Origin of the sequence: Sinorhizobium sp. BJ1, assembly GCF_002531555.1 — a bacterium.
Lineage (GTDB): Bacteria > Pseudomonadota > Alphaproteobacteria > Rhizobiales > Rhizobiaceae > Sinorhizobium > Sinorhizobium fredii_B.
Genome location: NZ_NWTH01000005.1, coordinates 270,057 through 296,919, shown reverse-complemented (window position 1 = coordinate 296,919; position 26,863 = coordinate 270,057). Strand labels below are relative to the sequence as shown.

Sequence of the window (26,863 nt, the reverse complement as noted above, 5' to 3'; positions counted from 1 at the left end):
ATCCCGCGAAAGACTTCGCGGTTCCGGCGGCATCAGATTCGGATGGACATATGCAAGACAGCGCTCCGGCATTCCGCCTCATCCTCCTGCGTCACGCCCGGTCCGGCTGGGCCCTGCCCGGACAACGCGATTTCGACCGGATGCTTGACGAGACCGGCTATGCCGAGGCGAAACTGATTGCACAAAGTGCGGCAGATCGTGGGATACGTCCGGATCTCATATTGTGCTCGACCGCGGTGCGCTGCCGCCAGACCGCCGAACCATTCCGCCGGGCGCTTGGCGAAGACATCGACATCCGTTACGTCGATCAACTCTATGCTGGGCCTGCAGCCGTCTACACCGATCTAGTCGAGGCGCATGCTGAACGGGCGTCGCTGATGCTGATCGGACACAACCCAATGATCGAGGACGTTTTCCGAAGGTTCCTTGGCGAGGAGCATTCCGCCTTGGCGAACGGCTATCCGCCCGCCGGCCTGGCGGTCATCGATTTCTCGACACGTTCTGCGGCCGGCCGCATCTCGGCTGCGGCGCTCTCTGCATGGCTGCTGCCAGAGCCCGAGGAAGTCGCAAGGCGGTGAACCGGTCCTTCATCAGGTTCGAATTGGGGCCCAGGAACAGTCAACCCGGGAACGGTTAAAAGGCGGTGCATCATTGCGCCGACGCAAACACTCCCTATATCGCGAAACACGTGAATGCGCGTAACCCGATGGGATACCGGGAAAAACGCTGGATCGATGGAAAATCCCGAAGGGGCGGAGACATTTGGCGTCCTTACTGACCAGCTTTAAAGACGGCGCGCTGATCGCCCTGGACAACCTCTCCGATCGCGCGGCGGGGCTCGTCAGTCCCTCCCTTCGGCTCGGCGTGACCGGCCTGTCGCGGGCGGGCAAGACCGTTTTCATCTCTTCATTGGTGCACAATCTGCTGAACGGCGGACGCCTGCCGCTTTTCGAGCCGGTCCGCTCCGGTCGGGTATCGAAGGTAAGGCTCGAGCCGCAGCCGGACGATGCGGTCCCACGCTTTCAGTACGAGGACCATATTGCCGCTCTCGTGCGCGACCGCGTCTGGCCGGATTCGACCAGGGCGATTTCGCAATTGCGCATCACCATCGACTACGAGAGCGCAAGCGGTTGGAACCGGATGTTTTCTGCCGGGCGCCTGTCGATCGATATCGTCGACTATCCGGGTGAATGGCTGCTGGATCTGCCCCTGCTCGCCCAGGATTTCCGGCAATTCAGCGAGACCACCGTGAAAAGGGCGCGTATCGGCACGCGGGCTGCACTGTCTCGGGAATGGCTGGCGCTTGCCTCCGCGAGCGGAGCGGAGACGGCGGCCGACGAGGGGAGCGCCCGGCGCCTCGCCGAGAGCTTCACCACCTACCTCAGGGCCTGCAAGGAAGACGACCATTCGCTCTCCACCCTGCCGCCTGGCCGATTTCTGATGCCCGGCGACCTCGAGGGATCGCCCGCGCTGACCTTCTCTCCGCTTCCGAACCTGCCCGAAGGCCGGGCACCCAAGGGCTCGCTCTGGGCGATGATGGAACGGCGATACGAAGCCTACAAGACGCATGTGGTGAGCCCCTTCTTCCGCGAGCACTTCGCCCGGCTCGACCGCCAGATCGTCCTCGTCGATGCGCTCCAGGCAATCAATCGCGGCCCGGAGGCAATGAGGGATTTGGAGCAGGCGCTCGCAGACGTGCTCGCCTGCTTTCGACCCGGGACCAATTCCTGGCTCTCCTCTTTCCTCACGCGCCGAATCGATCGGGTGTTGATCGCCGCCACCAAAGCCGATCACCTCCATCATGAGAGCCATGATCGGCTTGAGCGCATCGCCGCGCGCCTCGTCGGCCGTGCCGCCGATCGGATCGGTATGAGCGGCGCCGGCGTGGAAGTCATGGCTCTCGCCTCCGTCCGGGCGACGCGCGAGGCGACCGTCAATCATGACGGACATGCCCTGCCCGTTATCGTCGGCACGCCGATCGCCGGAGAGAAAATCAACGGAGAGGTTTTTGACGGCGAAAAGAAAACAGCGATATTTCCTGGAGATTTACCGGAAGATGCTGAAGTTCTTTTCCAACATATCGGTGGCAATTCTACGTCAATTCCGGCCGACCTGGAGCACGCAATGCCGGAGCTGAATTTCGTGCGCTTCCGCCCTCCTCATCTAGAGGAGACGCGCGGCGGATTGAAGCTCTCCGTACCGCACATCCGGCTCGACCGGGCCATGCAGTTCCTGCTTGGAGATCGACTGGCATGAACGACGATCCGAAGCATCGCCCCCGCAAGCCTGCCGTCTTCCCGGTGGAACCAGAAACACGTGCGGCACAGCGTCGCACGCAACCAGCACGGCGCCCGCCCGCAAGCTTCAGCGACAGGGTCATAATGACGCCCGATGCGGAGGATCCGTTCGTGGCGACGACCGCAGCGGTCGAAGCGCTCGATCCGCCCGAGGCGCGTCCCCGCCGGCACCGCCTCTCCTTCGGCAAGGTGGCTGCCGGGGCGTTTGCCATTGTCCTTTCGCTCGCCGCGGGGCTGTGGATCGACCACCTTGTAAGGGACCTCTTCTCGCGTGCCGATTGGCTCGGCTACACGGCGATCGCCGTCGTGGCGATCGGCACCCTCGCCCTGCTGGTCGTCGTCGGCCGCGAACTCGCCGGCATGATGCAGCTGACGGCGATTCAGAAACTGAAATCGGAGGTCACCGATGCAACGACGCTCGGCAACAGCAAGGCCGCGCGAGCCACGACTGCGCAATTGGTCCACCTCCTTGCCGCCAATCCCCGCACCGCCAAGGGCCGGGCGCGGCTTGCGGAGACCGACGGCGAGATTATCGACGCGGCCCATCTTATCGAACTGACGGAGCGCGAGCTCCTTGCCCCGATTGACCGCGACGCCCGCCGAATCATCCTGGCCGCCTCGAAACGCGTCTCGATCGTCACTGCCGTCAGCCCTCGTGCCCTCGTCGATCTCGGTTACGTTCTTTACGAGTCGGCGCGGATGATCCGGGCGATGGCGGAACTCTATGGAGGACGGCCCGGCACGCTCGGCCTGCTGCGGCTGATGCGCGATGTGATCGCCCATCTGGCGGTCACCGGTTCCATCGCCGCCGGCGACAGCCTGATCCAGCAGGTCCTCGGCCACGGTCTCGCTTCCAAACTCTCCGCCCGCCTCGGCGAGGGTGTGATCAACGGCCTTATGACCGCGCGTATCGGCATCGCGGCTATGGATCTCTGCCGGCCGATGCCGTTCCGCGCTTTGAAGCGCCCGGGCATCGGCGATTTTCTGGCCGATCTGACGCCAGGCGCCTCGAGATCGGAGGGCTCGAACGGCGCCTGAGGTCTGCTTTCTGGAGCGGCGCGGAAACCCTCCATTAACCATTTTAGCGCAAATGTGGTTGCCAGATTTCGACGTTGACCCATCAAGGATCGATCATGTTCTCGCGCCCTTCTTTGATTGTTCGCGGCGTTGCCGCCATCGCGCTTGCAGCCACTGCCGGCATCGCGACGCCCGCGTCTTCCGGCGCGCGGGATAAGGCCTTCTTCGAGAAGGTCGCCGGCCAGTGGAAAGGCCCCGGCGAGATCGTCGCCGGTAAATACAAGGGCACCAAATTCACCTGCGATCTGACAGGTGAGCCGAGTTCAGGCAAGGATGCCGGGATAAAGCTCGACGGCTTCTGCCGCGTCGGCGTCTTCAAGCAGCCGATGTCGGCGATGATCACCCAAAAGGGTACCAGCTACACCGGGAAATTCCTCGATGGTGCGGATGGCAAGGGCCTGGACATCGTGTCCGGCAACGTCGCCAGCGACAAGGTCGTCGTCGGAATCAACCGCAAGAAATTGAATGGTGCGATGATTGCCCGCCTGCAGGACGCGGAGACGATGAACATCACGATCTCCGTCAAGGTCGAGGAGACGATGGTGCCCGTCATCGGCGTCAGCCTCAACAGGCAGATGGACGACATCGCCGTCGGCTCGATCAAGTAGCTGCATCGATCGGCTCCGAGCATGGGCGGACCTGGCAGCTACTCCAGATCGAGGAAGCCTGCGATCCTGGGAAGACACAGCTTCAGCGCTTGCCCTTCGAACGCGTAGAAGTCATGAGCGGCGGCAGGGACTGTATAGCTTTGCACAGCCTCGCCTCTTGCCCAGCAATCCGGGGGTCTGTTCGGATCATTTTCGCCGAAAACGGCCAAAGTCGGCTTCGGCATCATCGAAGAATTCACCTCGCGTAGCCTTGTCGAGGATATGCAAATCAGGCGATCAACGGTCAAGCCGTGTAGTACGCTGTGCCATAGAACCGTGCCACCGGCGCTGTAGCCCAAGGCAACATCGGCAAATGCCGCAAGGCCCACCAGACGTTCGGATGCCCGGATAAATCCCTCGTTTTCAACAAGCTCGCGATGCAGGCGTTCGCCCCTATAGTCCACCCCAAGCAATTCGGAGACGCTTACAGTACGAGCGAGCGATTGCTGCACGCCAGGCAAACGGCGCGACAGGCAATGATCGGCTGACGGCCTTCCGTGGATGTCGGTGACGATCAATAAACGCATCACTGCCTTCCCGATATGGAGCGCAACGCCGTCAATTGTAGGCCCGCCACCAGTCGGCCTTCTCGTCGGCCACTTCGATTCCTGTCACGTCTGCGTCCGCCAGCCACTCACCGACCGTTCTGCCCGCGACTTCGAGTTCGGCCGCAAAATCGGCAAGCGGCATCAACACGAAACCCCGCTCTGTCATGCGTGGATGAGGCAACTGCAGCTTGTCGCTGGCCAGGCTCGCTCCCTCGAAGGTCAGGAGATCAATATCGATCGTGCGCGGCCCCCAGCGCTCCTTGCGGACGCGCTTCATGACCCGCTCGATCTCGAGGCAGGTTTCAAGAAGCGCTTCTGGATCGCGTGTGGTTTCGACCGCTGCGCAGGCATTGAAGAACCAATCCTGGTCCGTCTTGCCCCAGGGCGGCGTCCGGTAGAGCCGCGAAACTGCCGCGACCCGGCAATCCGGCCGATCGTCCAGCTCCCGCAGGGCGTCCGCCATAGCACGGCGCGGATCGCCGATATTGCCACCCAGCCCCAGTGTAGCGCGCCGCCACTTCTTATCCCGCGGCATGCTCGACCGTGACTTCCACGTAGTCCAGGACCCCTGGGACCGGAGCATTAGGCTTGCGGATGGAGACTTTCGCTCGGCGTACCTGCCGGAAACGGGCGCACAAAGTCTTGGCGACTTCCAGGGCGAGCGCCTCGATCAGGTAGCGCCGGCGCCCGGTAACGATCCTTTCGATCTCGGCGAAGGCGATACCATAATGCACGGTGTCATCGATGCAGTCTTCGGCGAGCGCCGTGCCCTGCTCCACCTCGAGTTCGGCGTCCACGAAGAAACGTTGGCCGAGGAACTCCTCCTCGTCAAGCACGCCATGGCGGGCAAAGAAGGCGCAGTTCTTCAGGGTGATCGTATAGGTCGCAGTCATGGCTTCATGTCCCGTCGGCTGTTCTTTGCGATGAGCATAGCATCCGCCATCGCCAGTGCATCCCTGTTGATTGCGACATCATGCACCCGAAAAATCGCCGCTCCAGCAACCCTGAGGAGCGCAGTCGTCGCGGCAGTACCGGCGTCGCGGTCTTTCGCCTCGCGGCCGGTGACGGCGCCGATGAAGCGCTTGCGCGACGTGCCGACCAGGAATGGCAGGCCGAGCCGGTGCAGTTCCGCAAAACGCGCCATGAGTTCCAGATTTTCGTCTACGTCCTTGGCGAAGCCATAGCCGGGATCAAGAACGATCCGGTCGCGCGCAACGCCTGCCTCGGCGGCAATCTGCAGCGATCGACTCAGAAAATGGAACTGATCCTCGACGACATCGCCGAGCTTCTGACGATCGCGCCCCGTATGCATGACGCAAAGTCCGGCGCCTGTTTCGGCAGCGACTTGCGCGATCGCCGGCTCTCGCTGCAGACCGTGCACATCGTTGACGATATGCGCGCCGGCTTTCACCGCCAGGCGCGCCGTATCGGCGCGATAGGTGTCGACCGAGATGATTCCATCCGTCTGGCGGGCCAATGCTTCGATGACCGGCAGAATGCGCGCCTGTTCCTCGGCGGCATCGACCGGATCCGCGTCGGGGCGGGTCGACTCCCCGCCGATGTCCAAGATCGCCGCCCCATCATCGATGGCACGCATCGCCGTGGCGACAGCAGCCGTGGCATCGGCAAAGCGGCCACCATCGGAAAAGGAATCCGGCGTCACATTGATTATCGCCATCAGGACACCGCGCGGTCCCAGTTCCAGCGTGCGCCCATGCGCCAATTGCCAATGAGATATTCGGAAGGGGTCACAGGTCATCTTCGGGCGGTCCGCGGCTTTAAGCAGCGCCATCCTCGTCGGCATCGTGGGAGAGCGAGCGCCTTTGAAAGCAAAGGGTTAGCACGACTCTTTCACGCAGCTATCGATTTGTCGACTTCGGAATGGGCCGATTTTATGTTGCGCTCGCCCCGGCTATGCCCCAAGCTTGCGCCAACATCAATCCACGAGTGCCGACCAATGTTCCGAGTTCGCTATCCGCTGAGAGCCGTCCTGATCGGATTTCTCGTCGGCCTTCCGCTTGGCAATGCCTCGGGCGAGACCTTGATCAGTAAAACCGTCACCTATTTCTCGATCGGCGGACGTACGGCGGCGGAGCTCGACAAGGCCCTTGCCGCCAGCGGCCCGCTGATGAAGAACACCGGCACGCGCCACCCCGGCGCGACACGCATCCAGTTCGGTGGCACTATAACCTATGTCAGCCGCGGCGGCCGCTGTGCGGTCGGCACGGCGCGCGTGACGCTTAGCACGCGCATCATCTTGCCGCGCTGGAAATACCGCCGGCAGGCAGGCCGCGATCTCGCGGTCGTCTGGGATACGCTCGCAGCGGACATCAAACGCCATGAGGAGCGCCATGCCGAGATCGCACGCAATCACGCCCGTCACATGGAAAGGGCGTTTCTTGGCCTGAAGCCGGAGGCGGATTGCGACCGCATGCAGGCCCGGGTGGCCGATCTGAGTGCGGCGGAAGTCGAACGCCACGACAAGGACCAGGCGCGCTTTGACCGCACGGAAGCAGCGAACTTCGACCGCCGGATGATTCGACTGCTGCAATACCGCCTGGACTCGCTGAAGAAAACCGAACGCTAGTCTAAGGCTAGGCGACGCCGGTGCTGGCCATTGGCCCCGTCCGTACCATTCTCCGCCAAACGCCACCGCCCCAAAGAACAGCGTGATTTCGCCCTCAGCCGCCTCGGGCAAAGGAGCGAAAACCCACAGTATTTTATTGGCGGATTCTAACGATAGCCGGCGATAAACGACTCAGCTATATTAACACCATGAAACGAGTGGCGGAGCTAAAGTTCAACCACTCGACGGTAGGGACGTTTATTTTCGAATCGACAGTAAAAACGTCGCATTTGGATCGTCGACTTTGTACTTAATAGGGTTCGCTTCATTGCTTGTGGGTGTTCCAGCGGCCCCCGTGACATGAAGCAAAACAGGTTCTCCTGGCGTGTCTTGGTGCAGCAGGTGCTCCCTCCCTCATCTGTATGCGATACGCCCCCCTTGCCTCGCTCGTCGCCACGACCAGCGAGGCATTTTTTTGCGTATCCTCGATGCGTGGAGAGCAAGGACCGGGGGCGTGCTTCAGAAAGACAGGCCCTAGGCCTGGCGCTCCGGCACATGCACGACGAGACCATCCAGGGCCTCGCTCATCTTGATCTGACAGGAGAGCCGCGAGGTCGGCCGTAAGTCATAGGCAAAGTCGAGCATGTCTTCCTCCATCGCCTCCGGAGCACCGACGGCCGCCGCCCAGGCATCGTCGACATAGACATGACAGGTTGCACAGGCACAGGCACCGCCGCATTCGGCCTCGATGCCTGGCACGGAATTGCGAACCGCATTCTCCATGACCGTGGAGCCGTTCTCGACATCGAGGTCGTGGCGCGTGCCGTCAAAGGCTACGATCGTAAGTTTTGTCATTTCTCTTTCCGGAATGAATGGATGGGATCCGCCCGCGAGCGCCGACCGCCGCGGCAGACACCGCCGGCCTGAATTCAGGGCAGTTTCTTCCAACAAATCGGCTGGTCAGTCAACACGAGGCCGTGCCGGGCCGCGGGATGTCCGCGCAAAAAGACCATGACCGGGCATTCAACGACGCCGGGCCGACCCGGGATCAGCGGCAAAGCTTGAGGATGAAGAGCTCGGCTTCGAGTACGGCTGCGCCCAGTGCCGCGCGCAGGGTCCAGTCGGTCGGCCGCTGCTCTATGGCGGCGGCGGCTTCAGCGACACGAGTGGCTCCGATCGCGAGAGCTGCCCCCTTCAGCCGATGCGCCGATTGACCGAACCCGCCCGCATCCGCGTCGTTGAGTTCAGCCATTGTTTGACGTGCCTGGCGCGCAAACAGTTGAAGCACCTCGATTTCGAGGCCCTTGTCCCCCATCGTTTGCATGGAGAGCTGGACAAAATCGATAGGCTGTCTCCCGGCAGGAGATGAGTTTGCCGGGTTATCTGGCGAGTCGAAGGTTATTTTGAGCGCCGTCATGAGCCGATTTCCTTAATTGACGATACATCGGGTCCTGATCGACAATGCATCGGGCAACCGCACCATTTTCAGACATGATCATCCGGCGCGTGCGCTGCCATCGGCTTAAGAGCCATGGCGATGGAGGGGGAAATCTGAGGACATGGTTAACGATTGCTAAACAGGCTGATTCTCTTGGTTTTTCGGAGCGCGGCATCGTTGCCTCGTTAACAATTCATTAGGATTCTAGCGAATGCGGATTGCACTTAATTGTAAGAACCGGGCTAATGTGTCACTACGATACGATTAGGAACGGGCCTGCATATGAAAATGGCAACTGTTCTGGTGGATAAGCTGCGCGCCCGGTGTCCTGGGACGAGAGCTACGGCTATTCCATCGAGGCGATGCAATGGTGACCAATAGTAGTATTTGCGTAGATATCTTGCGCGGAGCTTATGGGTCACCGCCCTGGTGAGGGAGTCTTGTGGCCTGGTATCGGCGCCAATGAGACGGCCATGAGCGGGCAATAGTAGTGAGGCGTATCCCTATGGCGACGAAGAAGAGCAACGAATCGATTGACGAAAAGGCCTTTCAGGCTCTGGAAGCTGCGCTGAAGATCGATTTTGACGACCTGAAGTCGGCCGTGCATGACAAGAATTCCTTGGATGATCCGGAGGAACAGGTGTCCGAGCCCAGCAAGAAGGCGGCCGCATCCGAGCAGAGGCGCCCTGCGAAGGAACAGCAGGAAGCACAGAAGGCCCGGACGAGTGAGACGCCTCGCAACCTTGCGCCGGAGCCCGCCCCGAAGCAGCCAGCACTTTCCCCGGCCAATGACGATACGCGCAGATCGCCTGCGGCAATGCTCCGCTCCCTCGAAGTACGATCCAGCCGAGCGGCGATCCGCGTCGCGGCGCTGATATCGCTGGTGTGGGCGCTTGCGGGTGTAGCGATCGGCCACCTCCTCTATGCGCCGCAGATCTGGCAGATACGCTCCCTCGGCGACCTGGCGGCCACGCCCGGTGTGGTCGGCATCCTGATCGGCATCGCCTTGCCGATCATGCTCTTCTTCTCCTTTGCCATCATGATTGCGCGTGCTCAGGAACTGCGCAATGCGGCCCGCTCGATGGCCGAGGTCGCCTTGCGGCTGGCGGAACCGGAAACCGCGGCAGCAGACCGCGTCATGGCCGTGGGCCAGGCGGTTCGGCGCGAAGTGTCGGCCATGAACGAGGGCATCGAACGCACGATCGCACGGGCGACCGAACTCGAGGCCCTTGTCCATTCCGAAGTCAGTGCGCTTGAACGCAGCTACAGCGAAAACGAACTGCGCGTTCGCACTCTGGTCCAGGAACTGGGGCTGGAGCGCGAAGCCATCGTCGGCCATTCCGAGCGGATCCGCTCGGCGATTGTCGGTGCCCACGGCAAGCTGAAGGATGACCTGGAGCTCGCAAGCGAAGACATCGCCTCGCGCATCGCGGTCTCGGGCGAAGCCTTCGCATCTCTGATCGATACCCGCGCCGCGGCCCTCAGCGAGAAATCGGATCATGCGCTGCAGACCCTCGGCACCATGCTCGACACCCGCACGGATGCGCTGCTTTCCGGCCTGACCGACGCCGGCGTGACGCTCAGCAAAGAGTTCGATGTGCGGCTCGATGCCCTCAGCGAGAACTTGACGAAGCGCGGCGAACAATTGCTCAGCCAGTTCGAAACCCGTGCCTCGACGCTCGATGCAAACACCGAGAAGCTGAACACCGCCCTTAACGAGCGCGCCCGCCAGCTGAATGAAACCCTGATCGCGCGCACCCGCGACCTCAACGAAAGCTTGAGCGTCGGCCAACACGCGATTGCCGGCGGCCTCGAAGACATGCTTTCGTCGCTCAATGCGGCACTGGACGAAAAGGGCGCGAGCTTCCGCCAGAGCCTGAAGTCGAGCGCCGACGACGCGATCATGGATCTGGATCTCCGCGGCGGTTTCTTCGAAGAAAAGCTGCAGACGACCGTCGGACACCTGGCAACCGCCTTCGACGAGCGCTTCCACGAATTCGCCAGTGCCTTCGACAAGCGGGCGAGCCTGCTCGACACCAAGTTGATGGAGAGCCTGCACAGAATCAACGAAACCGTGTCCGGCGGGTCGGATGCGATCGGCACTGCCTTGGACAGCAGCGTCGACAAGATCAGTTCGGCGCTCTCCGACCAGTCTCTGACGCTCGCCACGGCGCTTGGAGCAACCCAGGATTTCATCGAAGAGACGATCGGCAATCGCACCGCGGAACTCAGCAGCCTCATCGGCAATGCTCACAGCCGCATCGAGGGCGTGCTTACCGACAAGACCAGTTCGCTGATGGGCGCTCTGACGGAAGCACAGGAGAGGATCGAAGGTGGTTTCGGCCAGCGCGCCGATGCCCTCGCCAATGCGCTGACGACAAGCGAGCAGCGTCTGACGGAAGGTCTGGATTCCCGGACATCCGCCTTCATCGACGGCCTGCAATCGGCCCATGCCCGCATCGAGCAGACGCTCACGGGCTCCACCGACGAGATCACCAGCGCCATCGCTGCCAGCCAGCATCGGCTGGACAATACGCTTTCGGAGCGCACCGCCGCGCTGTCGGCCGCCCTCACCTCGGGCGCGAGCGCACTGGAAGACACGGTCGGCGGCACGGCCGACCGTCTGGAGCGCGTCCTCTCCGAACGTGGCCAGACGATCTCCGCGGCCCTGACCGGCCAGACGACAATGCTTGAAGGGGTCCTGTCGGAGCGCAGCCAGGCGATCACCGACACGCTGGCCAGCCAGACGGCTGCCCTCGACGGCGTGCTCTCCGAGCGCGCCGTGCAAATCGATAAGACCATGTCGGCACGCGCAAGTGAGATGGCGGACTCGCTCAGCCGCCATGCCGAAGACGTCGCCGACAGCCTGACCTTCCGCGCGATGGCCGTGGCCGAAACGATGACCGACCGCGTCGGCGAGATCGAGAACAAGCTTTCGCTAAGCGTCTCCGAGGTCGCCGAGAATCTGGGCGGTCGCGTCAGTCAGATCGCCGACACCCTCACCGATACCAGTGCACGCATCGCCGAGGATCTCAGCAGCCGCGTCGGCAAGATTTCCGACTCGCTGGCAGGAACCAGCGCTGAGATCGCCGAAGCGCTGACGGCCCGCACGTCGGAAGCAACGGCGTCGCTCGCCGGCAAGGCGGCCGAGATCGAGCAGACGCTCTCCGGCAAGGCCGACCATCTGCGGGACACGCTGACGACGACGCATGATCAGATACGCTCGACGCTCGACGATCGCATAAAGGCGATCGATCTCGCCGTCGGGCAGGGCCGCGATCAACTGGAAGAGCTGCTGTCCGACCAGTCGATGGCGATGGCAACGTCGCTTGCGACGAGCGCCGGTATGCTCGAAATGTCACTCGAAGAACGCCAGGCTTCGATCACCGGCGCGATCGAGCGCGGCACCGAGGCGCTCACCGCACGGACCTCGGAAGCGGCCGCGTCGCTCGCCAGCACGGCGGCCGAGATCGACCAGACGCTCTCCGGCAAGGCCGCACAGTTGCGCTCGAGGCTCGACCAACAGATCGACACAATCAACCTGGTCGTCGGACAGGGCCGCGAGCGATTGGAAGAGCTGCTGTCCGATCAGTCGATGGCGATGGCGACAACGCTTGCGACGAGCGCCAGCATGCTCGAAATGTCGCTCGAAGAGCGCCAGGCTTCAATCGCCGGCGCGATCGAGCGCAGCACCGAAGCACTCGCAGCACGGACCTCGGAAGCGGCCGCATCGCTTGCCGGCAAGGCGGCCGAGATCGACCAGACGCTCTCCAGCAAGACCGAACAATTGCGAGACACGCTGACGACGACGCGTGACCAGATACGCTCGACGCTCGACGATCGCATAAAAGCGATCAATCTCGCCGTCGGCCAGGGCCGCGAACAATTGGAAGAGCTGCTGTCCGACCAGTCGATGGCGATGGCGACGACGCTGGCGACCAGCGCCAGCATGCTCGAAATGTCGCTCGAAGAGCGGCAGGCCTCGATCGCCGGCGCTATCGACCGCGGCACCGAAGCGCTCGATCAGCGCATGCGCTCGACGACCGGCAACATCGCCGAGCGACTTGCCGAGACGGCCGACCAGATCAGCCTCGCTGCCGACACTCTGACCAATCGCGTCGATATTTCGCTCAACGGCATCAACTATCGTCTCGACGAGACCGGTGCGAGGATCGAATCGAGCTTCGCATCGCTCGAAGACCGCGTTCGCGGCGGCGTCAGCAACGTCAGCGCCATCGTCGACGACACCGGCGGCCGCATAGAAACGACGCTGGGCTCCCTCGAGGATCGCGTCCGCGACAGCGTCGGCAGCGTCAAGTCCATTGTCGACGATACTGGCAACCGCATTGGAACGACGCTCGGCTCTCTCGAGGGTCGCATCCGCGACAGCGTCGGCAGCGTCAACGCCATCGTCGACAATGCCGGACAGCGGATCACGGAAAGCCTCGCGGAGCGCGCCGGCGAAATCGACCGAATCAGCGAGACCGCGGCGGCCCGCATCACCTCCGCCATGGACGACGGGGCTGGCCGCATCGCCTCCGCGATGGATGCTGGTGCAGGCCGCATCGAAGAGCGACTCGGCACGATGGACCGCGCCCTCAACATCGGCCTCGAAAACGTCAACCGGACGATCGAAGGCAAGGCGGCGGCGCTTGTCACCAGCCTGCGAAGCGCCGTCAAAGATGCTTCCCAGGAAATTGACACGGAAGCCGCACGTTCCGCCGAGTTGCTCTCCAAGGCCGGTGCTGATTTCGCCAGTGCCTTGGCGGCCCGCAATGCCGAGTTCGCCAATTCGATCGAAGAGACGGCATCGGCGACGGCGGCACGCCATGCCGAACTTGCCCGGACGGTCACGGACGCCGCCGATAAAGCCACAACCCGCCTCGCCTCGACCCAGGATCAGATCGCCGGCCACACCCAGAGCATCCAGCAAAGCCTGACGGATGCGGAAAAGGCGCTCGATGCGCGCGGCCAGTCGATCCGCAGCGTACTCGACGACAGCACCCGCGAGCTGAATTCCATGCTGGCCGGCCGTTCGCTCGAACTCACCCGTCTCCTCGACGAGCAGGCGCGTCCAGTCGTCGAGCAATACGCGGCAACGGGCAAGGAAGCCGCCGCACGTATCGCCGCCCTGACCCAGGAAAGCGCCGAACGGCTGCGGGCGGAAAACGCGGCGCTCGTCAACGCCATCACGGAACGGACCAGCGAAACGCTCGATGCGATCTCGCTCCGGGCCGAAGAGACCGCCAAGGCGATGAAGATGGTCGAGAACCGGCTGCAGTCGACGGCCATGGGGCTCATCGACCAGCTTGCGACCAACAATTCCGCCATTGCATCGGTCATCGAGCAGGCGAACGGCAGTCTCGGGGACATGGATCAGCGTCTGGAAGCGGCCGCAGCAAAGGTTTCCGAATCGACGCGGCATGCATCCGACATGCTGTCCAGCTCCACCCGCCTCATCGAAGGCCGCGTCGACAAACTCTCCGACATCGCCGCATCGACGCTCTCGCAGATCGGCGGCATCGTCGGCCGGTTCGAGGACCATTCCAAGGTGCTTGGCCAGGCCTCCAACCTGCTGGCAGCAGCCCAGTCGAACCTGGTCAGCACGCTGGAGGAGCGGCAGGACGCCCTGCGGACCCTTTCCGTGGGTCTTGTTCAGCGTTCGGAAGAGATCGAACGCACGATGCGCGCGCTCGAAGGTTTCGTCGACGGCGCCTTCCAGCGAGCCGAGGAGCGCTCCGGTCAGGTCGCCGGCAACCTTCGCAACGGCATCCAGTCCTCCTTCGCCGATGTCGGAAAGCTCCTCTCCAACACCGAGCAGCGTGCTGCGGAAGCTGCCGAGGCCATGCGCACCACGCTTGCCGAAGCAGGCGGCGAAGCTGCCGCGTCCGTGGAGGGCGTGTTCTCTCGCGCCGAAGAGCGGTCGCGGCAGATAGCCGAGGCGCTGCGCTCCGGCATCGAAAGCTCAATCGCGGACGCGAACAAGACGCTATCGCAGATCGAGGGCCGCGCGCTCAGCGCCTCCGAGGCCCTGCGCCAGGCAGTCGCCAAGGCTGGTGACGAAGCAAGCCAGGCACTTGAAGGCGCTTTCGGCAACGCGGAGGAACGCGCCAAGGATGCGGCGTCCCGCCTGCGCGGCAGCATCGGCGCTTCGGTCTCGGACGTCGAGCGGATGCTGGCGGAAAGCGGCAAGAAGTCGGATGGCGTTGCAACGCAGCTGCGCGAGGCCATGCGCCAGGCGATCGACGAAGCGATCAACCGCTTCAGCGGCGCGACCGATGACATCCGTCGTTCCGCCGGCGAGATCCGCAAGGAACTCGACATGACCCGCGAGGAATTGAAGCGCGGCGCCTTCGACCTACCGGAAGAGGCCAAGGAGAATGCCGCGGTGATGCGTCGCGCCGTTGCCGAGCAGATCAAGGCGCTGCAGGAGCTCTCCGAAATCATCGGCAAGTCTTCGACGCATCTCGAGGTCGCCCAGCCGGTTCGCCAGCAACCGGCGCTGGCCGCTCCCGCCCCTGTCGTTCCGGCGCCCGTCGCGCCGCAAGAGCCTGCAGCCCAGCAGCCAGCGATCCAACAGCAGCCAGCGGTCCAGCCGCAGCCTGCCGCGCCGGCCCCGGCGCTGCGCGGCAGCCTGGGCCTGGAACAGGCGACGCGGCCGTTGCAGCCTGCCCGTCCGACGGCCGCCGAAGAGCGCGTCGAGGAAGGCGGCGGCTGGATGCGCGACCTTCTTCGCGCCGCCTCCCGCGAGGAAGAGCCGCAGGCCGCACGCCCTCGACCGGCCGAGAGCCAGCCTGTGGCACGCGCCGGAGACAGCCGCAATCCGCGTCACGTGGTCGAATCGTTGAACTCGCTGTCGGTGGATATCGCCCGGGCGATCGACCACGACGCCTCGGTCGAACTGTGGCGTCGTTACCAGCGCGGCGAGCGGGACGTCTTCACCCGCCGGCTCTATACGCTGAAGGGGCAGCAGACCTTCGACGAGATCAAGCGGAAGTATGATCGCGAGCCCGAGTTCCGCACCGCGGTCGATCGCTACATCGCCGACTTCGAAAAGCTGCTTGCCGATGTCGCACGCAACGATCCGGACAAGCGCATCACCCAGACCTACCTGACGTCGGATACCGGTAAGGTCTACACCATGCTCGCCCACGCGGCCGGACGCTTCAGCTAATCGCTGGCAAAAGGATCCTAGATGTTGAGAACGGCCTCGTTGAAAGACGGGGCCGTTCTTGCATTTGAACGAACGCAGCCCCAGCGTGATGTCAGCTCCTGCAAGTCTCCTTAAATCGGAGCCGATTTAAGGGTAAGAGCATGCAGCAGCCATTCAAAGTTCTACAGAGACCTTTGTGCGACTGAAAAGACGCAACGGCTCTGCGGTCCGCAGCCGCTCAGGAGTGTGCCATGAGACCCCGGATAAAAGTCCTTACGCTCGCCGTGAACGATCTGCAAAGGTCCCTCGCCTTTTATCGCGACGGCTTGGGCCTGCCGACCAAGGGCGTCATCGGTGAGGAATTTGAAGACGGCGCGGTCGTCTTCTTCCACATGGGCGATGATCTGATACTGGCGCTATATCCGGCGCCGTCGCTTTCCAAGGATGCGAAGATCAGCGTGACAGAGGCGCGGCTTGGCGCCGTATCGATCGGTCGTATCGTCAACTCGAAGGCCGAAGTCGATGCAATCATGAAGCAGGCGGCGGACGCCGGCGCCGTCGTAACCGACCCCGCGTCCGATCGTTTCTGGGGCGGCTATTCGGGCTACTTCCATGATCCGGACGGACATCTGTGGGAAATCGCCTGGAACCCGCAATGGACCGTCGAGGACTGAAGCGGTCCGAGGGACGAGCGCGGATCGCGTCGAGAAAAAAGGCTCCATGCAAAAAAGCCCCGGTTTCTGCCGGGGCCTTTCTCCGTAACGCGGTCTGGCAATGCAAGCTTCCGATCAATGTTCCTTGTTGGCGTAAACCGACTTCTTCGTCAGATAGATCAGGCCGGTGAAGATCAGCAGGAACACCATGACCATGAAGCCGGTGCGCTTGCGGTCTTCGAGATGCGGCTCTGCGGCCCACATCAGGAATGCCGAGACGTCCCTGGCGTACTGGTCGACAGTCTGCGGTGCACCGTCGTCATAGGTGACCTGGTCGTCGGAGAGCGGTTTCGCCATCGCCAGCGCCGAGGCGCTCACGAAGTACGGGTTGTAGTGCGTCCCTTCGGCGACCTGAACACCTTCCGGCGGCTCCTGGTAGCCCGTCAGCAGCGCGTGGATATAGTCCGGACCGCCTTCCTGGTAGGGCCAGAAGATGTCGAAGACGAATTGCGGGAAGCCGCGCTCGATGCCGCGCGCCTTGGCGATAAGCGAGAAGTCCGGTGGTGCGGCGCCGTTGTTGGCGGCCGCTGCGGCTTCCTTGTTCGGGAACGGAGACGGGAAGTGGTCGGACGGAATGGCCTTGCGCGTGAACATCTCGCCATCGCCATTCGGGCCGTCCTGCACCTCGTAGTTCGCCGCAAACGCCTTCACCTGGGCGTCGGAATAGCCGAGGCCGTGCTCAAGCGTGCGGAATGCGACGAGCTCCATCGAATGGCAGGCAGAACAGACTTCGGTGTAAACCTTGAGACCGCGCTGCAGCTGGCCCTTGTCGTAGTGGCCGAAGAGGCCGGCGAAGGTCCAATCCTGCTGTTCCGGCTTGTGCAGCGGATAGTGCGGCGTAGCGCCGGCGGCATGCTCCTCGCCGCCTGCTTCCTCGCCTTGGGCCAAAGCAGCCCCCAGACCGAGACCGGCGACGACAGCGAGTGACAGAATGCCTGTAACAAGCTTTTTCATTTTTGTGAGTTCCTTATCAATCGCTGTTCCGGTCAGGCGTGCGCGGTCTTCGGCTGCGCCTTGGCATTCTGCTTCTCCAGCACCGCCTCGGTGATGGAGTTCGGAATGCGCTTCGGCGTTTCGATCAGGCCGAGGAGCGGCATGATGACGAGGAAGAAACCGAAGTAGTACAGCGTGCCGAGCTGCGACATGACGACGTACAGGCCTTCCGCCGGGCGGGAACCGAGCCAGCCGAGCATCAGGGCATTGGCGACGAAGATCCAGAAGAACAGCTTGTACCAGGGACGGTAGACGGCCGAGCGGACCTTGGACGTGTCGAGCCAGGGCAGGAAGAACAGGACGATGATCGAACCGAACATCACCAGAACGCCACCGAGCTTGGAGTCGATCGGGCCGATGTTGAAGGTGATGGCGCGCAGCATCGCGTAGAACGGCAGGTAATACCATTCCGGAACGATGTGAGCCGGGGTCTTCAAGGCGTCAGCCGGAATGTAGTTGTCCGGGTGACCGAGATAGTTCGGCATGTAGAAGACGAACCAGGCGTAGACGATGAGGAAGATCGAGACGCCCAGCGCATCCTTCAGCGTCGCATAGGGCGTGAAGGCCACGGTGTCGGTCTTCGACTTCACTTCGACACCGGTCGGATTGGTCTGGCCGGTGACGTGCAGAGCCCAGATGTGCAGGACGACAACGCCGGCGATCATGAAGGGCAGCAGGTAGTGCAGCGAGAAGAAGCGGTTGAGCGTCGGCTGGTCGACGGCGAAGCCGCCAAGCAGGAACTGCTGGATCCACTCGCCCACCAGTGGGAAGGCCGAGAAGAAGCCGGTGATAACCGTTGCACCCCAGAAGGACATCTGACCCCAGGGCAGAACGTAGCCCATGAAGCCGGTCGCCATCATCAGCAGATAGATGACGACGCCGAGAATCCACAGGATCTCGCGCGGCGCCTTATAGGAGCCGTAATAGAGACCGCGGGCAATGTGCAGATAGACCGCGATGAAGAAGAAGGAGGCGCCGTTGGCATGCAGGTAGCGCAGCAACCAGCCATGGTTGACGTCGCGCATGATCTTTTCGACCGAGTTGAACGCAACGCTTGCTTCGGCGACATAGTGCATCGCCAGCACGATCCCCGTCAGGATCTGGACGATGAGCATCACCGAGAGCATCGCGCCGAAGGTATAGGCATAGTTCAGGTTGCGCGGCACCGGATAGGAGACGAACGAGTCGTGAACGAGGCGCGGCAGCGGAAGACGGGAATCAACCCACTTCTCTATGCCCGTCGTTGGCGTGTAGGTTGAATGTTCAGCACTCATTATCAGTAGTCCCCTCAACCGATCTTGATAACTGTGTCGGAAACGAACGTGAAGGTCGGCACGGCGAGGTTTTCCGGTGCCGGGCCTTTGCGGATGCGGCCGGCCGTATCGTAGTGCGACCCGTGGCAGGGACAGAACCAACCGCCGAAATCGCCGGCCTGCCCGAGCGGAACGCAGCCGAGATGCGTGCAGGAACCGATCATCACGATCCAGTTTTCCTTGCCCTCGCCGGCGGAGCGATCGAGATCGGTCGCTTGCGCATCGGTGGTGAGATTGGCGTTGCGCGCGACCGGGTCCTTGAGCTCTTCGAGCGGCACGGCCTTCGCGTCCTCGACTTCCTTGTCGGTGCGGTTGCGGATGAAGACCGGCTTGCCGCGCCACTTCGCCGTCAGCGACATGCCGGGCTGGAGGCTCGAAACGTCGACCTCGATCGAAGCAAGCGCGAGCGTCGATGCATCCGGGCGCATCTGGTCGATGAACGGCCAAGCCGCCGCGCCGGCGCCGACAACGCCGGCCATGCCTGTGGCCAGATACAGGAAATCGCGGCGAGTGGGCTCGCCCAAGGTCTCGCTTGAAGTGTCGTGTTCGCTCACGGCTAAACCATCCTCTCACGCAATGTGCGGAAACCGCATCCGCCCCCGGCGCGTTTCCTTCCCTTCCCAGGTCTCGAAGCGCACCCTATCTTCACGCTGCCACCCTGCCCGACTTGCAGCAGCAAGCCTTGGCGGGCGTCAGAATCCGGAGAATCCTGCACGCAGAATCCCCAACAATCCGGCGCGTTCTATGCTTGATCGTGAACTATGTCCAGCCTTCACAAGAGGAGGTGGGCAGATTGTCGCGGGGGAGAGAGGCAGTCAATGAGCACAAGGGGTTGACGCGGTCGAGGGGCGTGTTGGCGCCCCCTATTCCGCCGCCTCTTCCTGCGCGATGAAACCGCCGGACTGGCGCGCCCAGAGTTCAGCATAGAGGCCGCCGCGCGCGATCAGCTCGGCGTGGCTGCCATCCTCGACGATATGTCCTCGGTCCATCACGACCAGACGGTCAAGTGCGGCGATCGTCGATAACCTGTGAGCGATCGCGAGCACCGTCTTGCCCTGCATCAGTCGCTCCAGATTGGTCTGGATCGCTGCCTCCACTTCCGAATCGAGCGCCGAGGTCGCCTCGTCGAGAACGAGAATGGGCGCGTCCTTGAGCATCACCCGGGCGATCGCAATCCTCTGCCGCTGGCCGCCGGAGAGCTTGACGCCCCGTTCGCCGACATGGGCGTCGAAGCCCCTGCGGCCGCGCTGATCCTGCAGACCGACGATGAAGTCATAGGCTTCCGCCTTGCGCGCCGCTTCCGTGAGCTGTTCGTCCGTCGCACCGGGCCGGCCGAAGAGAATATTGTCGCGGATCGATCGATGCAGAAGCGACGTGTCCTGGCTGACCATGCCGATCTGGGCGCGAAGCGATTCCTGCCGGACCGTGGCGATATCCTGGCCGTCGATCAGAATCCGGCCGCCCTCGAGATCGTAGAAGCGCAGCAGCAGATTGACCAACGTCGACTTGCCGGCACCGGAGCGGCCGACGATGCCGACCTTTTCACCGGGGCGGATGGTGAGAGAAAAATCATCGATGACGCCGCCACCCTTGCCGTAGTGAAACGCCACCTGCTCAAAACGGATCTCTGGCCGGTTTACGGTCAGATCAGGCGCGCCGGGCCGATCGACGAGGCCGATCGATTGGGAGACCAGCTCGGCCGAATTCTGGATCGTGCCGATATTGCGCATGATGGCGTTGAATTGCGACATCATCCGCCCGAGCAGCATGTTGAGGCGCAGCACCAGCGCCAGCGTGAAGGCGACCGCACCCGAGCTGACCGCCCCTGCAAGCCATAGGTGAACCGCGTAGACGGCAATCGCCGCGATCATCATCCCCGAAAGTAAGGCCTGCGACGCCCGCACGCCCGTCAGAAGCCGGGTAAATGGGATGACCGCCCCTTGGAAGCGGTCGAAGCCCGCGCGGATGTAGCGATCATTCTCCTCGTCGCTGCCGAAGAGCTTGAGCGTCTGGATGTTCGAATAGGCATCGACCATGCGGCCGTTCAGCATCGAGGCCATTTCCGCGGTGTCGCGGGCGTGCTTGCGCACGCGCGGAACGAAATAGCGGGCAAGCGAAAGGAAGACAACGATCCAGAAGGCCACCATCGCCGCCAGCCGCCAGTCGAGCTGGGCGATCAGCGCCATGGTCGACGCAGTATAGATGAGGATGAACCAGATGACCTGCAGCAAGGATACGATCAGGTCGCTCGTCGCTTGCGCGCCCGACCAGACCTTGGTGACGATGCGACCGGAAAAGTCGTTCTGAAAGAAGGTGAGCGATTGCCGGGCTACGTAGACATAGGTCTGCCAGCGCACCAGGTTGAGAAAGCCGGTGATGATCGCCTGCTCCTCGACCAGCGCCGCGAGCGCCACGGCCAGGAAACGGAACACCAGCACCGTCAGCAGCATGAAGAGCAGCTCCGGGCCGTTGGAGGCGATCAATCCGCTCCAGCCATCCTGCGGCCGGATGGTGTCGAGCACGTCGACCAGCCGGCCGACGAAATAGAACAGTCCCGCTTCGAGCATGGCGACCAGCCCGCCGAGCGCCGCCATGGCGAGGAACGGACCTTTCGCCTGACTTACATAGAACCAGGCGAAGCCCCAGAGCGACCTTGGCGGCTGCAGCCGATCGCGCGGCGCGAAGGGGCTGATCCAATTCTCGAAGATGGTGACGATGGCGCGCAGCATTGTTCCGATAATAGGGGGCTGAGACCGGACGGCAATCCGTTTCCGCCGCCGGCCTGATTACAAATGCGTAAGCTTTTGCCCTGAAACGCGAGGAGGCGGCGGATTACTCCGCCGCCTCCTCCTTTTCGACATCGTCGGCGATGAAGCCGCCGGACTGGCGCGACCAGAGATCGGCGTAGAGCCCACCCTTCGCAACGAGCTCGGCATGCGAGCCGGTCTCGACGACCCGCCCCGCCTCGAGGACGACCAGGCGGTCCATTTCGGTCAGCGTCGACAGGCGGTGCGCGATGGCGATCACCGTCTTCCCGGCCATCAGGGCGAAGAGGTTCTCCTGGATCGCCGCCTCCACTTCGGAATCGAGCGCCGAGGTTGCCTCGTCGAGAATAAGGATCGGCGCGTCCTTGAGGAAGACACGGGCGATCGCAATTCTCTGCCGCTGGCCGCCCGAGAGCTTCACACCCCGTTCGCCGACCTGCGCGTCGAGCCCTTGCCTGCCCAGGTTGTCCTCGAGCGCCTGGATGAACTCCCAGGCGTTGGCTTTCTTGGCTGCGGCGATGACCTGCGCGTCGGTTGCCTCCGGGTGCCCATAGGCGATGTTGTCGCGAATGGAGCGATGCAGGAGCGATGTATCCTGCGTCACGACGCCGATCTGCGAGCGCAGGCTGTCCTGGCTGACGGCTGAAATATCCTTGCCGTCGATCCGGATCACGCCGTCCTCGAGATCGTAGAAGCGCAGCAGCAGGTTCATCAGCGTCGTTTTGCCGGCACCCGAGCGGCCGACCAGGCCGATCTTCTCGCCGGGACGGATGTCGAGCGACAGCCGATCGATGACGCCTTTTGCCTTGCCGTAATGGAAGCGGATATCCTCGAAACGGATCGCCCCCTTCTCGGCCGTCAGCGCTACGGCATCCGGCTGATCGACGATGTCGTGCGCCTTGGTCATCATTCCCATGCCGTCATAGACCGTCCCGATATTCTCGAAAAGCGCCGAGACTTCCCACATGATCCACTGCGACATCCCGTTGATGCGCATGGCAAGACCGATCGCAACGGCGATTGCTCCGACCGAGATCGCGCTGGTGAGCCAGAGGTAGATCCCAAGCGAGCCGACAGCGAAGAGCGCCACGCAATTGTTCGTGTAGACGCATATGTGGAACAGCGTGACCTTGCGCATCTGCCGGTAGACGGTGTCGAGAAACTCCTCCATGCCGGCGCGCGCATAGGTTTCCTCCCGCCCGGCATGCGAGAAGAGCTTCACCGTGCTGATATTGGTGTAGCTGTCGACGATGCGTCCCGTCATCATCGAACGGGCATCCGCCTGCTCCTTGGAGATCTTCTGCAGGCGCGGCACAAAGGTGGTTACGATCACGACATAGATGACCAGCCAGATGGCAAGCGGCGCGACGAGCCGCAAGTCGGCCGCCGCGACGACGACCAGCATCGTCGTGAAATAGCTCACCACATAGACGAAGACGTCGAGGATCTTCATTACCGTTTCGCGCACGGCGAGCGACGTCTGCATCACCTTCGTGGCGACGCGACCGGCGAACTCGTTGGCGAAGAAGGTCATGCTCTGCCGAAGCAGATACCGGTGCATCTGCCAGCGCGCCATCATCGGATAGTTGCCGAGCAGCACCTGATGCATGATGAATGAATCGAGCGCCACGAGGGCCGGCAAGCCGATGAGGATCAAGGCTGCCATCCAGGCAAGCCTGCCCCCCTCGGTGGCGAGGAAGGTTTCACGCTCGGCATTGGACAGCCAGTCGACGACGTTGCCGAGGAACTGGAACAGCGCCACCTCGCCGATCGCGATCAGCATGGTGCAGACTGCCATGATGAGCAGCCAAGGCGCCGCGGGCCTGGTGTAGTGCCAGCAGAAGGCAAAGAGGCCCTTCGGTGGAAGCGTCGGCTCCTCCAGCGGGTAGGGATTGAGGCGGGATTCAAACCAGCCGAACATTAATTAGCTCCTTCAGATATTTTGAAGGAAGGCGGGTCGCCCCGCATTCTTTATCTTCGGAAAATTCGAAACCGGAGGGGATGCCCCGAATCGAGCTGCGCCCTCCGGGAAACCGGAGCACGCGTCATTCGATCGACAGAATGAAAGGGCGCGGAACCGGTCAGGCCTGGAACGGCCAGGCTACTTGCGGGAGGCGGGTCAACATCAGAATGGTCATGCATGCCTCCGTCGGTTCGCGTTGAAGAGGATTGAGCTTTACCTCTATTCCCGCCATTGCGCCAGATTGTCGCAGCCGTTTTCTTGCCTATTTTTTCACCGGGATCAGGTCTGTTGCCAATACGGCACAGATTAGCAAAGGGAAATTCGGCAGCGCGGCACGCAATCTCCCGCGCCCAATCCGGCAGTGGATCACGAGGCAATATGATGCCATACGGCCTCGCACGTTTTCGCGTCTCACCATCCTGCGTCTTCGGTACAGGCTCATGAACGACCTCCGCATCGCCCTCTACCAGCCGGATATTCCGGGCAATACCGGAACCATCCTTCGTCTCGCAGCCTGTCTCGGACTTGCCGTCGACATCATCGAGCCGGCGGGCTTCGATCTTTCCGACCGCAACCTCAAGCGCGCCGGCATGGATTACATCGCGGCTGTCACACTCACCCGCCATGTCAACTGGGAGCGCTTCGAGACATGGCGGGCGGAAACCGGCCGGCGGCTGGTGCTCGCTTCCACCAAGGCCGCCGAGCCCTATGCGCGCTTCGACTTTCGGGCCGACGACATTCTTCTCTTCGGCCGGGAAAGCGCCGGCGTGCCGGATCATGTCCATGACCGCGCCGACGCCCGCATCCTCATTCCGATGGCGCCCGGCCAACGTTCGCTCAATATCGCGATGGCGACCGCCATGATCGTCGGCGAGGCGATGCGGCAGACCGGCACGTGGTGACATGGTCGTCAACGCGCTGACACAAAGCAAGGTGAGATTGCGGCCGCGCGTTCCTGCAGCGAGAACGCCCGGCTCGCCCTCGTACGAAGATGCCGCGCTCGTCATGCGGCGATCTCGCTGTAGGGCGTAGTCTTGCGGGCATATTTCAGCGTTCGCGCCCACCAGGTGAGCCGGTCCATCATCAGGAACAGCGGCGCGCGCAGTTCTTCGGGCTTGTAGAGATTCCCGGCAGCGTCGAATTTCGACCAGGCCTTCGGAAGCGCAACACCGTCCCTGAGCGTCACCGCATGCAGCTCTCCGAAGACCTGGCGCAATTGCTCGACGGCGCGGATACCGCCCGAGGCGCCGCCGTAGGAGACGAAGGCGACAGGCTTGGCGTGCCAGGGTTCATAGACCGCGTCGATCATTTCCTTCAGCGCCGCGGGATAGCCATGATTGTATTCCGGCGTGATGACGATGAAAGCGTCCGCTTCGGCGACCTTTCGCTCCATCCATTCGGCCGGGTCTGCCGATTTCTCGCCGCGGGAGCTTCTCAGCCGCAACGGATCGATGATCGTCAGGCGGAAGACGTCGGATGCCGAAAGCTCGCGGATAAGCCAGCTGGCAACGGTATCGCAGAACCGGCCCTGCCGCGCGCTGCCGTAGATCAAGGCGAGGGTCAACTTCTCTGTCATGCGGGATCAGCTCCTAGTTGTCGGCTACAGGAAGCTCATGCTATAGAACCTCAACTATAGTTGAGGTCAAGAGCGCCCGTGAAAAAAGAAAATGACAGTGAATTCAAGCGCGAGCTGACGGTCGGCGAAGTGGCCGAACGCAGCGGCATCGCCGTCTCGACGCTTCATTTCTATGAAACGAAGGGGCTGATCCGCAGCAATCGCAGCCGCGGCAACCAGCGGCGCTATCCGCGCTCGGTGTTGAGACGTGTCGCTGTCATCAAGGTCGCCCAGCGCACCGGGATCCCACTGGCTGAAATTCAATCCGCCCTGTCGGTGCTCCCCAACGATCGGCCGCTGACGGTCGAGGACTGGGGCCGGCTGTCGAAGACCTGGCAGCAGCAACTCGACGATCGCATCGCCAAGTTGACTTCGCTGCGCGATCAGCTGACCGGCTGTATCGGCTGCGGCTGCCTTTCGATGCGGGACTGCCCGTTGCGCAATCCCTATGACGTGCTTGGGTCCGAAGGTGCAGGACCGCGCCTGATGGATCCCTCCGACAGCGTCGAGGACGCGGAATATGCACCCGGAGCTTGAGCGGTAAGCGGCCTCATCCGGTTGAGAAGCATCATGCTCGTCAAGGTACCGACGGAGCAAAAGAGCGCAATCGAAAGCGCCCAGCCATTCCCGGCTACGCCGAGGACGAATGAGAAGAATGGGGGTGCGGCGGCGAAGGCAAGGTTGAGCGGCAGCCCCAGGCGCGCCATCACCAACCCATATTGGGCCGGCGAGAAGAACACGAGCGGCATCGTCGCCCGGCTGACTGACATGGCGCCGCTCGAAAGGCCGTAGAGCACGAGGAAAAGTACGATCGATCCCTCGGTGCCCCCGCCGAGGATCAGAGCAAGCAATGCCAGGGGCATGATTGCCGCCGCAACGAAACCTGTCGTCAGCCCATCCCAGCGGTTGCCACCGAGGAAATCGAAAAGCCGCGCCGAGAGCTGAATGAAACCGATCGCCGATCCGAAGCCGACCGCGAGATAGTCGGGCACGGCATAACTGCGAAAAAGGTCGATGACGACGAGCTGAAAGCCCCAGGTGACGAAGCCGTTCAGCGCAACGGCTGCAACGATAAGCGCAACAAGCCGCCGATCGCGACGGGTCTTCGGCCGCTCCTGCCCGTCCGTCGCGGCGCGAGCTGCCTGGCCCACCGGTTCGCTTCGGGGCAGACCGAAGAAATGCAGCGGTGCACAGACGAGCAACATCATCGCACCGTAGATCACGAGAGTGCCGCGCCAGCCGAGCGCTGCCTCGAAGAACACGGTGACGGGCCAGGACACACTGGGTGCCAGCGCCATGGCGAGCATCTGCGCTCCGATCGCGCGGCGCGCGTCATCGCCGGCGATCTCGGTCAGGAAGACATGAGCAGAAGTCGTCAGCGTTGCAACACCAGCGATGCCAAGGACAGACCAGGCGACGAAATAAGTGATCGGCCCGTCGCCGCTCGCGAGCAGCCACAAGCCGGGTGCGGCGAGCGCCGAACCGGACGCGAGCACCAGGCGCGCGCCGAAGCGCGCATAAAGCGTCCCAAGCGGCGGCGAGCACAGCGCCATAGCCACCAGCATCACGGTCGGACCGAGATAGACCATCGATGGCTCCAGGCCGAGATCGCCAGCCATTCCCGCCGCCGTGACCGATACGAACATGAACATCGCGCCCCAGGCGACGATTTGCGTTACGGACAGGACGATTACCGAGCGGAAGACGGGCATGAGGTGAAGGCCGGTGAAAACGCACGCAGAAAGGGTGCCGAGAAGAGTGTCGGCAACTGTCTA

The 26,863-nt window shown here is 62.7% G+C and carries 22 protein-coding genes; 9 read left to right on the top strand and 13 right to left on the bottom strand.

Annotated features, from left to right (window positions below; all coding sequences use genetic code 11):
- Window positions 1-50: 50 nt before the first annotated feature.
- The 4 genes from CO676_RS09875 to CO676_RS09860 all read left to right on the top strand — a co-directional run bounded on the left by CO676_RS09875 (window position 51) and on the right by CO676_RS09860 (window position 3,982).
- Window positions 51-578, top strand: coding sequence for a histidine phosphatase family protein (locus CO676_RS09875; protein WP_097520829.1), 528 nt, complete (start codon window positions 51-53; stop codon window positions 576-578).
- Between the two features lie 184 nt (window positions 579-762).
- On the top strand, window positions 763-2,256 hold the full coding sequence (locus tag CO676_RS09870) for a YcjX family protein (RefSeq protein ID WP_014764755.1): 1,494 nt from the start codon (window positions 763-765) through the stop codon (window positions 2,254-2,256).
- Window positions 2,253-3,335, top strand: a complete 1,083-nt coding sequence (locus tag CO676_RS09865) for a TIGR01620 family protein (RefSeq protein ID WP_097520638.1) — start codon at window positions 2,253-2,255, stop codon at window positions 3,333-3,335. Before CO676_RS09870 ends, CO676_RS09865 begins: the two co-directional genes overlap by 4 nt.
- Window positions 3,336-3,430: 95 nt before the next feature.
- On the top strand, window positions 3,431-3,982 hold the full coding sequence (locus CO676_RS09860; protein ID WP_097520636.1) for a hypothetical protein: 552 nt from the start codon (window positions 3,431-3,433) through the stop codon (window positions 3,980-3,982).
- 38 nt (window positions 3,983-4,020) lie between these two features.
- On the opposite strand, the gene CO676_RS09855 is transcribed toward CO676_RS09860, so the two are convergent.
- From CO676_RS09855 to folP, 4 genes are read right to left on the bottom strand one after another with little or no spacing between them, the layout of a single operon-like run.
- Window positions 4,021-4,548 carry an alpha/beta hydrolase gene (locus CO676_RS09855; protein ID WP_097520634.1) on the bottom strand — a complete coding sequence of 176 codons (528 nt, stop codon included), beginning with the start codon at window positions 4,546-4,548 and terminating at the stop codon, window positions 4,021-4,023.
- A 31-nt stretch (window positions 4,549-4,579) separates the two neighbouring features.
- Window positions 4,580-5,104 carry a 2-amino-4-hydroxy-6-hydroxymethyldihydropteridine diphosphokinase gene (folK, locus tag CO676_RS09850; RefSeq protein WP_041414449.1) on the bottom strand — a complete coding sequence of 175 codons (525 nt, stop codon included), beginning with the start codon at window positions 5,102-5,104 and terminating at the stop codon, window positions 4,580-4,582.
- Window positions 5,091-5,462, bottom strand: a complete 372-nt coding sequence (gene folB, locus CO676_RS09845; RefSeq protein ID WP_014764760.1) for a dihydroneopterin aldolase — start codon at window positions 5,460-5,462, stop codon at window positions 5,091-5,093. Before folB ends, folK begins: the two co-directional genes overlap by 14 nt.
- The gene (gene folP, locus CO676_RS09840) at window positions 5,459-6,328 is read right to left on the bottom strand and encodes a dihydropteroate synthase (protein ID WP_097520827.1); all 870 of its coding nucleotides are present in this window, start codon (window positions 6,326-6,328) and stop codon (window positions 5,459-5,461) included. Before folP ends, folB begins: the two co-directional genes overlap by 4 nt.
- 198 nt (window positions 6,329-6,526) lie before the next feature.
- On the opposite strand from folP, the gene CO676_RS09835 reads away from it, so the two are divergent.
- Window positions 6,527-7,156 (top strand): DUF922 domain-containing Zn-dependent protease, encoded by a 630-nt coding sequence (locus CO676_RS09835; protein ID WP_097520632.1) that lies wholly within the window; start codon window positions 6,527-6,529, stop codon window positions 7,154-7,156.
- Window positions 7,157-7,669: 513 nt separating this feature from the next.
- Here CO676_RS09835 and CO676_RS09830 read toward each other — a convergent pair.
- Both CO676_RS09830 and CO676_RS09825 read right to left on the bottom strand, forming a co-directional pair.
- Window positions 7,670-7,990, bottom strand: coding sequence for a 2Fe-2S iron-sulfur cluster-binding protein (locus CO676_RS09830; RefSeq protein WP_097520630.1), 321 nt, complete (start codon window positions 7,988-7,990; stop codon window positions 7,670-7,672).
- A 193-nt stretch (window positions 7,991-8,183) separates the two neighbouring features.
- Window positions 8,184-8,552 carry an Hpt domain-containing protein gene (locus CO676_RS09825; RefSeq protein ID WP_014764764.1) on the bottom strand — a complete coding sequence of 123 codons (369 nt, stop codon included), beginning with the start codon at window positions 8,550-8,552 and terminating at the stop codon, window positions 8,184-8,186.
- A gap of 526 nt (window positions 8,553-9,078) precedes the next feature.
- On the opposite strand from CO676_RS09825, the gene CO676_RS09820 reads away from it, so the two are divergent.
- The gene (locus CO676_RS09820; RefSeq protein WP_097520628.1) at window positions 9,079-15,747 is read left to right on the top strand and encodes a kinesin; all 6,669 of its coding nucleotides are present in this window, start codon (window positions 9,079-9,081) and stop codon (window positions 15,745-15,747) included.
- 230 nt (window positions 15,748-15,977) lie between these two features.
- The gene (locus CO676_RS09815) at window positions 15,978-16,400 is read left to right on the top strand and encodes a VOC family protein (RefSeq protein WP_097520626.1); all 423 of its coding nucleotides are present in this window, start codon (window positions 15,978-15,980) and stop codon (window positions 16,398-16,400) included.
- A 114-nt stretch (window positions 16,401-16,514) separates the two neighbouring features.
- Here CO676_RS09815 and CO676_RS09810 read toward each other — a convergent pair whose 3' ends face one another.
- From CO676_RS09810 to CO676_RS09790, 5 genes are all read right to left on the bottom strand, one after another.
- On the bottom strand, window positions 16,515-17,393 hold the full coding sequence (locus CO676_RS09810) for a cytochrome c1 (RefSeq protein ID WP_014764767.1): 879 nt from the start codon (window positions 17,391-17,393) through the stop codon (window positions 16,515-16,517).
- Between the two features lie 32 nt (window positions 17,394-17,425).
- On the bottom strand, window positions 17,426-18,706 hold the full coding sequence (locus CO676_RS09805; RefSeq protein WP_014764768.1) for a cytochrome b N-terminal domain-containing protein: 1,281 nt from the start codon (window positions 18,704-18,706) through the stop codon (window positions 17,426-17,428).
- A 14-nt stretch (window positions 18,707-18,720) separates the two neighbouring features.
- Window positions 18,721-19,299 carry a ubiquinol-cytochrome c reductase iron-sulfur subunit gene (petA, locus tag CO676_RS09800; RefSeq protein WP_014764769.1) on the bottom strand — a complete coding sequence of 193 codons (579 nt, stop codon included), beginning with the start codon at window positions 19,297-19,299 and terminating at the stop codon, window positions 18,721-18,723.
- A gap of 309 nt (window positions 19,300-19,608) precedes the next feature.
- Window positions 19,609-21,474, bottom strand: coding sequence for an ABC transporter ATP-binding protein (locus CO676_RS09795; RefSeq protein WP_097520624.1), 1,866 nt, complete (start codon window positions 21,472-21,474; stop codon window positions 19,609-19,611).
- Between the two features lie 103 nt (window positions 21,475-21,577).
- Complete coding sequence (locus CO676_RS09790) at window positions 21,578-23,431, bottom strand: ABC transporter ATP-binding protein (RefSeq protein WP_014764771.1); 1,854 nt, start codon at window positions 23,429-23,431, stop codon at window positions 21,578-21,580.
- Window positions 23,432-23,913: 482 nt separating this feature from the next.
- Between CO676_RS09790 and CO676_RS09785 the strand changes: the two genes are divergently transcribed.
- Window positions 23,914-24,375 carry a tRNA (cytidine(34)-2'-O)-methyltransferase gene (locus tag CO676_RS09785; protein WP_014764773.1) on the top strand — a complete coding sequence of 154 codons (462 nt, stop codon included), beginning with the start codon at window positions 23,914-23,916 and terminating at the stop codon, window positions 24,373-24,375.
- Window positions 24,376-24,476: 101 nt separating this feature from the next.
- Here CO676_RS09785 and CO676_RS09780 read toward each other — a convergent pair whose 3' ends face one another.
- Complete coding sequence (locus CO676_RS09780; RefSeq protein ID WP_097520622.1) at window positions 24,477-25,049, bottom strand: NADPH-dependent FMN reductase; 573 nt, start codon at window positions 25,047-25,049, stop codon at window positions 24,477-24,479.
- A gap of 78 nt (window positions 25,050-25,127) precedes the next feature.
- Between CO676_RS09780 and soxR the strand changes: the two genes are divergently transcribed.
- Window positions 25,128-25,625 carry a redox-sensitive transcriptional activator SoxR gene (soxR, locus tag CO676_RS09775; protein ID WP_014764775.1) on the top strand — a complete coding sequence of 166 codons (498 nt, stop codon included), beginning with the start codon at window positions 25,128-25,130 and terminating at the stop codon, window positions 25,623-25,625.
- Here soxR and CO676_RS09770 read toward each other — a convergent pair.
- Entirely contained in the window at window positions 25,535-26,800 is a 1,266-nt protein-coding gene (locus CO676_RS09770) for an MFS transporter (RefSeq protein WP_014764776.1), read from the bottom strand. The two genes, soxR and CO676_RS09770, sit on opposite strands and share 91 nt — an antisense overlap.
- Between the last annotated feature and the right edge of the window lie 63 nt (window positions 26,801-26,863).

Bases quoted from the DNA above. Each gene is read 5' to 3' on its own strand.
- CO676_RS09795 (WP_097520624.1), bottom strand. From the start codon at position 21,474: ATGCTGCGCGCCATCGTCACCATCTTCGAGAATTGGATCAGCCCCTTC.
- CO676_RS09805 (WP_014764768.1), bottom strand. From the start codon at position 18,706: ATGAGTGCTGAACATTCAACCTACACGCCAACGACGGGCATAGAGAAG.
- CO676_RS09830 (WP_097520630.1), bottom strand. From the start codon at position 7,990: ATGACAAAACTTACGATCGTAGCCTTTGACGGCACGCGCCACGACCTC.
- CO676_RS09785 (WP_014764773.1), top strand. From the start codon at position 23,914: ATGAACGACCTCCGCATCGCCCTCTACCAGCCGGATATTCCGGGCAAT.
- CO676_RS09860 (WP_097520636.1), top strand. From the start codon at position 3,431: ATGTTCTCGCGCCCTTCTTTGATTGTTCGCGGCGTTGCCGCCATCGCG.
- CO676_RS09835 (WP_097520632.1), top strand. From the start codon at position 6,527: ATGTTCCGAGTTCGCTATCCGCTGAGAGCCGTCCTGATCGGATTTCTC.
- folP (WP_097520827.1), bottom strand. From the start codon at position 6,328: ATGACCTGTGACCCCTTCCGAATATCTCATTGGCAATTGGCGCATGGG.
- CO676_RS09855 (WP_097520634.1), bottom strand. From the start codon at position 4,548: ATGCGTTTATTGATCGTCACCGACATCCACGGAAGGCCGTCAGCCGAT.
- CO676_RS09820 (WP_097520628.1), top strand. From the start codon at position 9,079: ATGGCGACGAAGAAGAGCAACGAATCGATTGACGAAAAGGCCTTTCAG.
- folB (WP_014764760.1), bottom strand. From the start codon at position 5,462: ATGACTGCGACCTATACGATCACCCTGAAGAACTGCGCCTTCTTTGCC.
- CO676_RS09810 (WP_014764767.1), bottom strand. From the start codon at position 17,393: ATGAAAAAGCTTGTTACAGGCATTCTGTCACTCGCTGTCGTCGCCGGT.
- CO676_RS09790 (WP_014764771.1), bottom strand. From the start codon at position 23,431: ATGTTCGGCTGGTTTGAATCCCGCCTCAATCCCTACCCGCTGGAGGAG.
- CO676_RS09865 (WP_097520638.1), top strand. From the start codon at position 2,253: ATGAACGACGATCCGAAGCATCGCCCCCGCAAGCCTGCCGTCTTCCCG.
- CO676_RS09825 (WP_014764764.1), bottom strand. From the start codon at position 8,552: ATGACGGCGCTCAAAATAACCTTCGACTCGCCAGATAACCCGGCAAAC.
- CO676_RS09780 (WP_097520622.1), bottom strand. From the start codon at position 25,049: ATGACAGAGAAGTTGACCCTCGCCTTGATCTACGGCAGCGCGCGGCAG.
- CO676_RS09770 (WP_014764776.1), bottom strand. From the start codon at position 26,800: ATGCCCGTCTTCCGCTCGGTAATCGTCCTGTCCGTAACGCAAATCGTC.
- folK (WP_041414449.1), bottom strand. From the start codon at position 5,104: ATGCCGCGGGATAAGAAGTGGCGGCGCGCTACACTGGGGCTGGGTGGC.
- CO676_RS09875 (WP_097520829.1), top strand. From the start codon at position 51: ATGCAAGACAGCGCTCCGGCATTCCGCCTCATCCTCCTGCGTCACGCC.
- CO676_RS09815 (WP_097520626.1), top strand. From the start codon at position 15,978: ATGAGACCCCGGATAAAAGTCCTTACGCTCGCCGTGAACGATCTGCAA.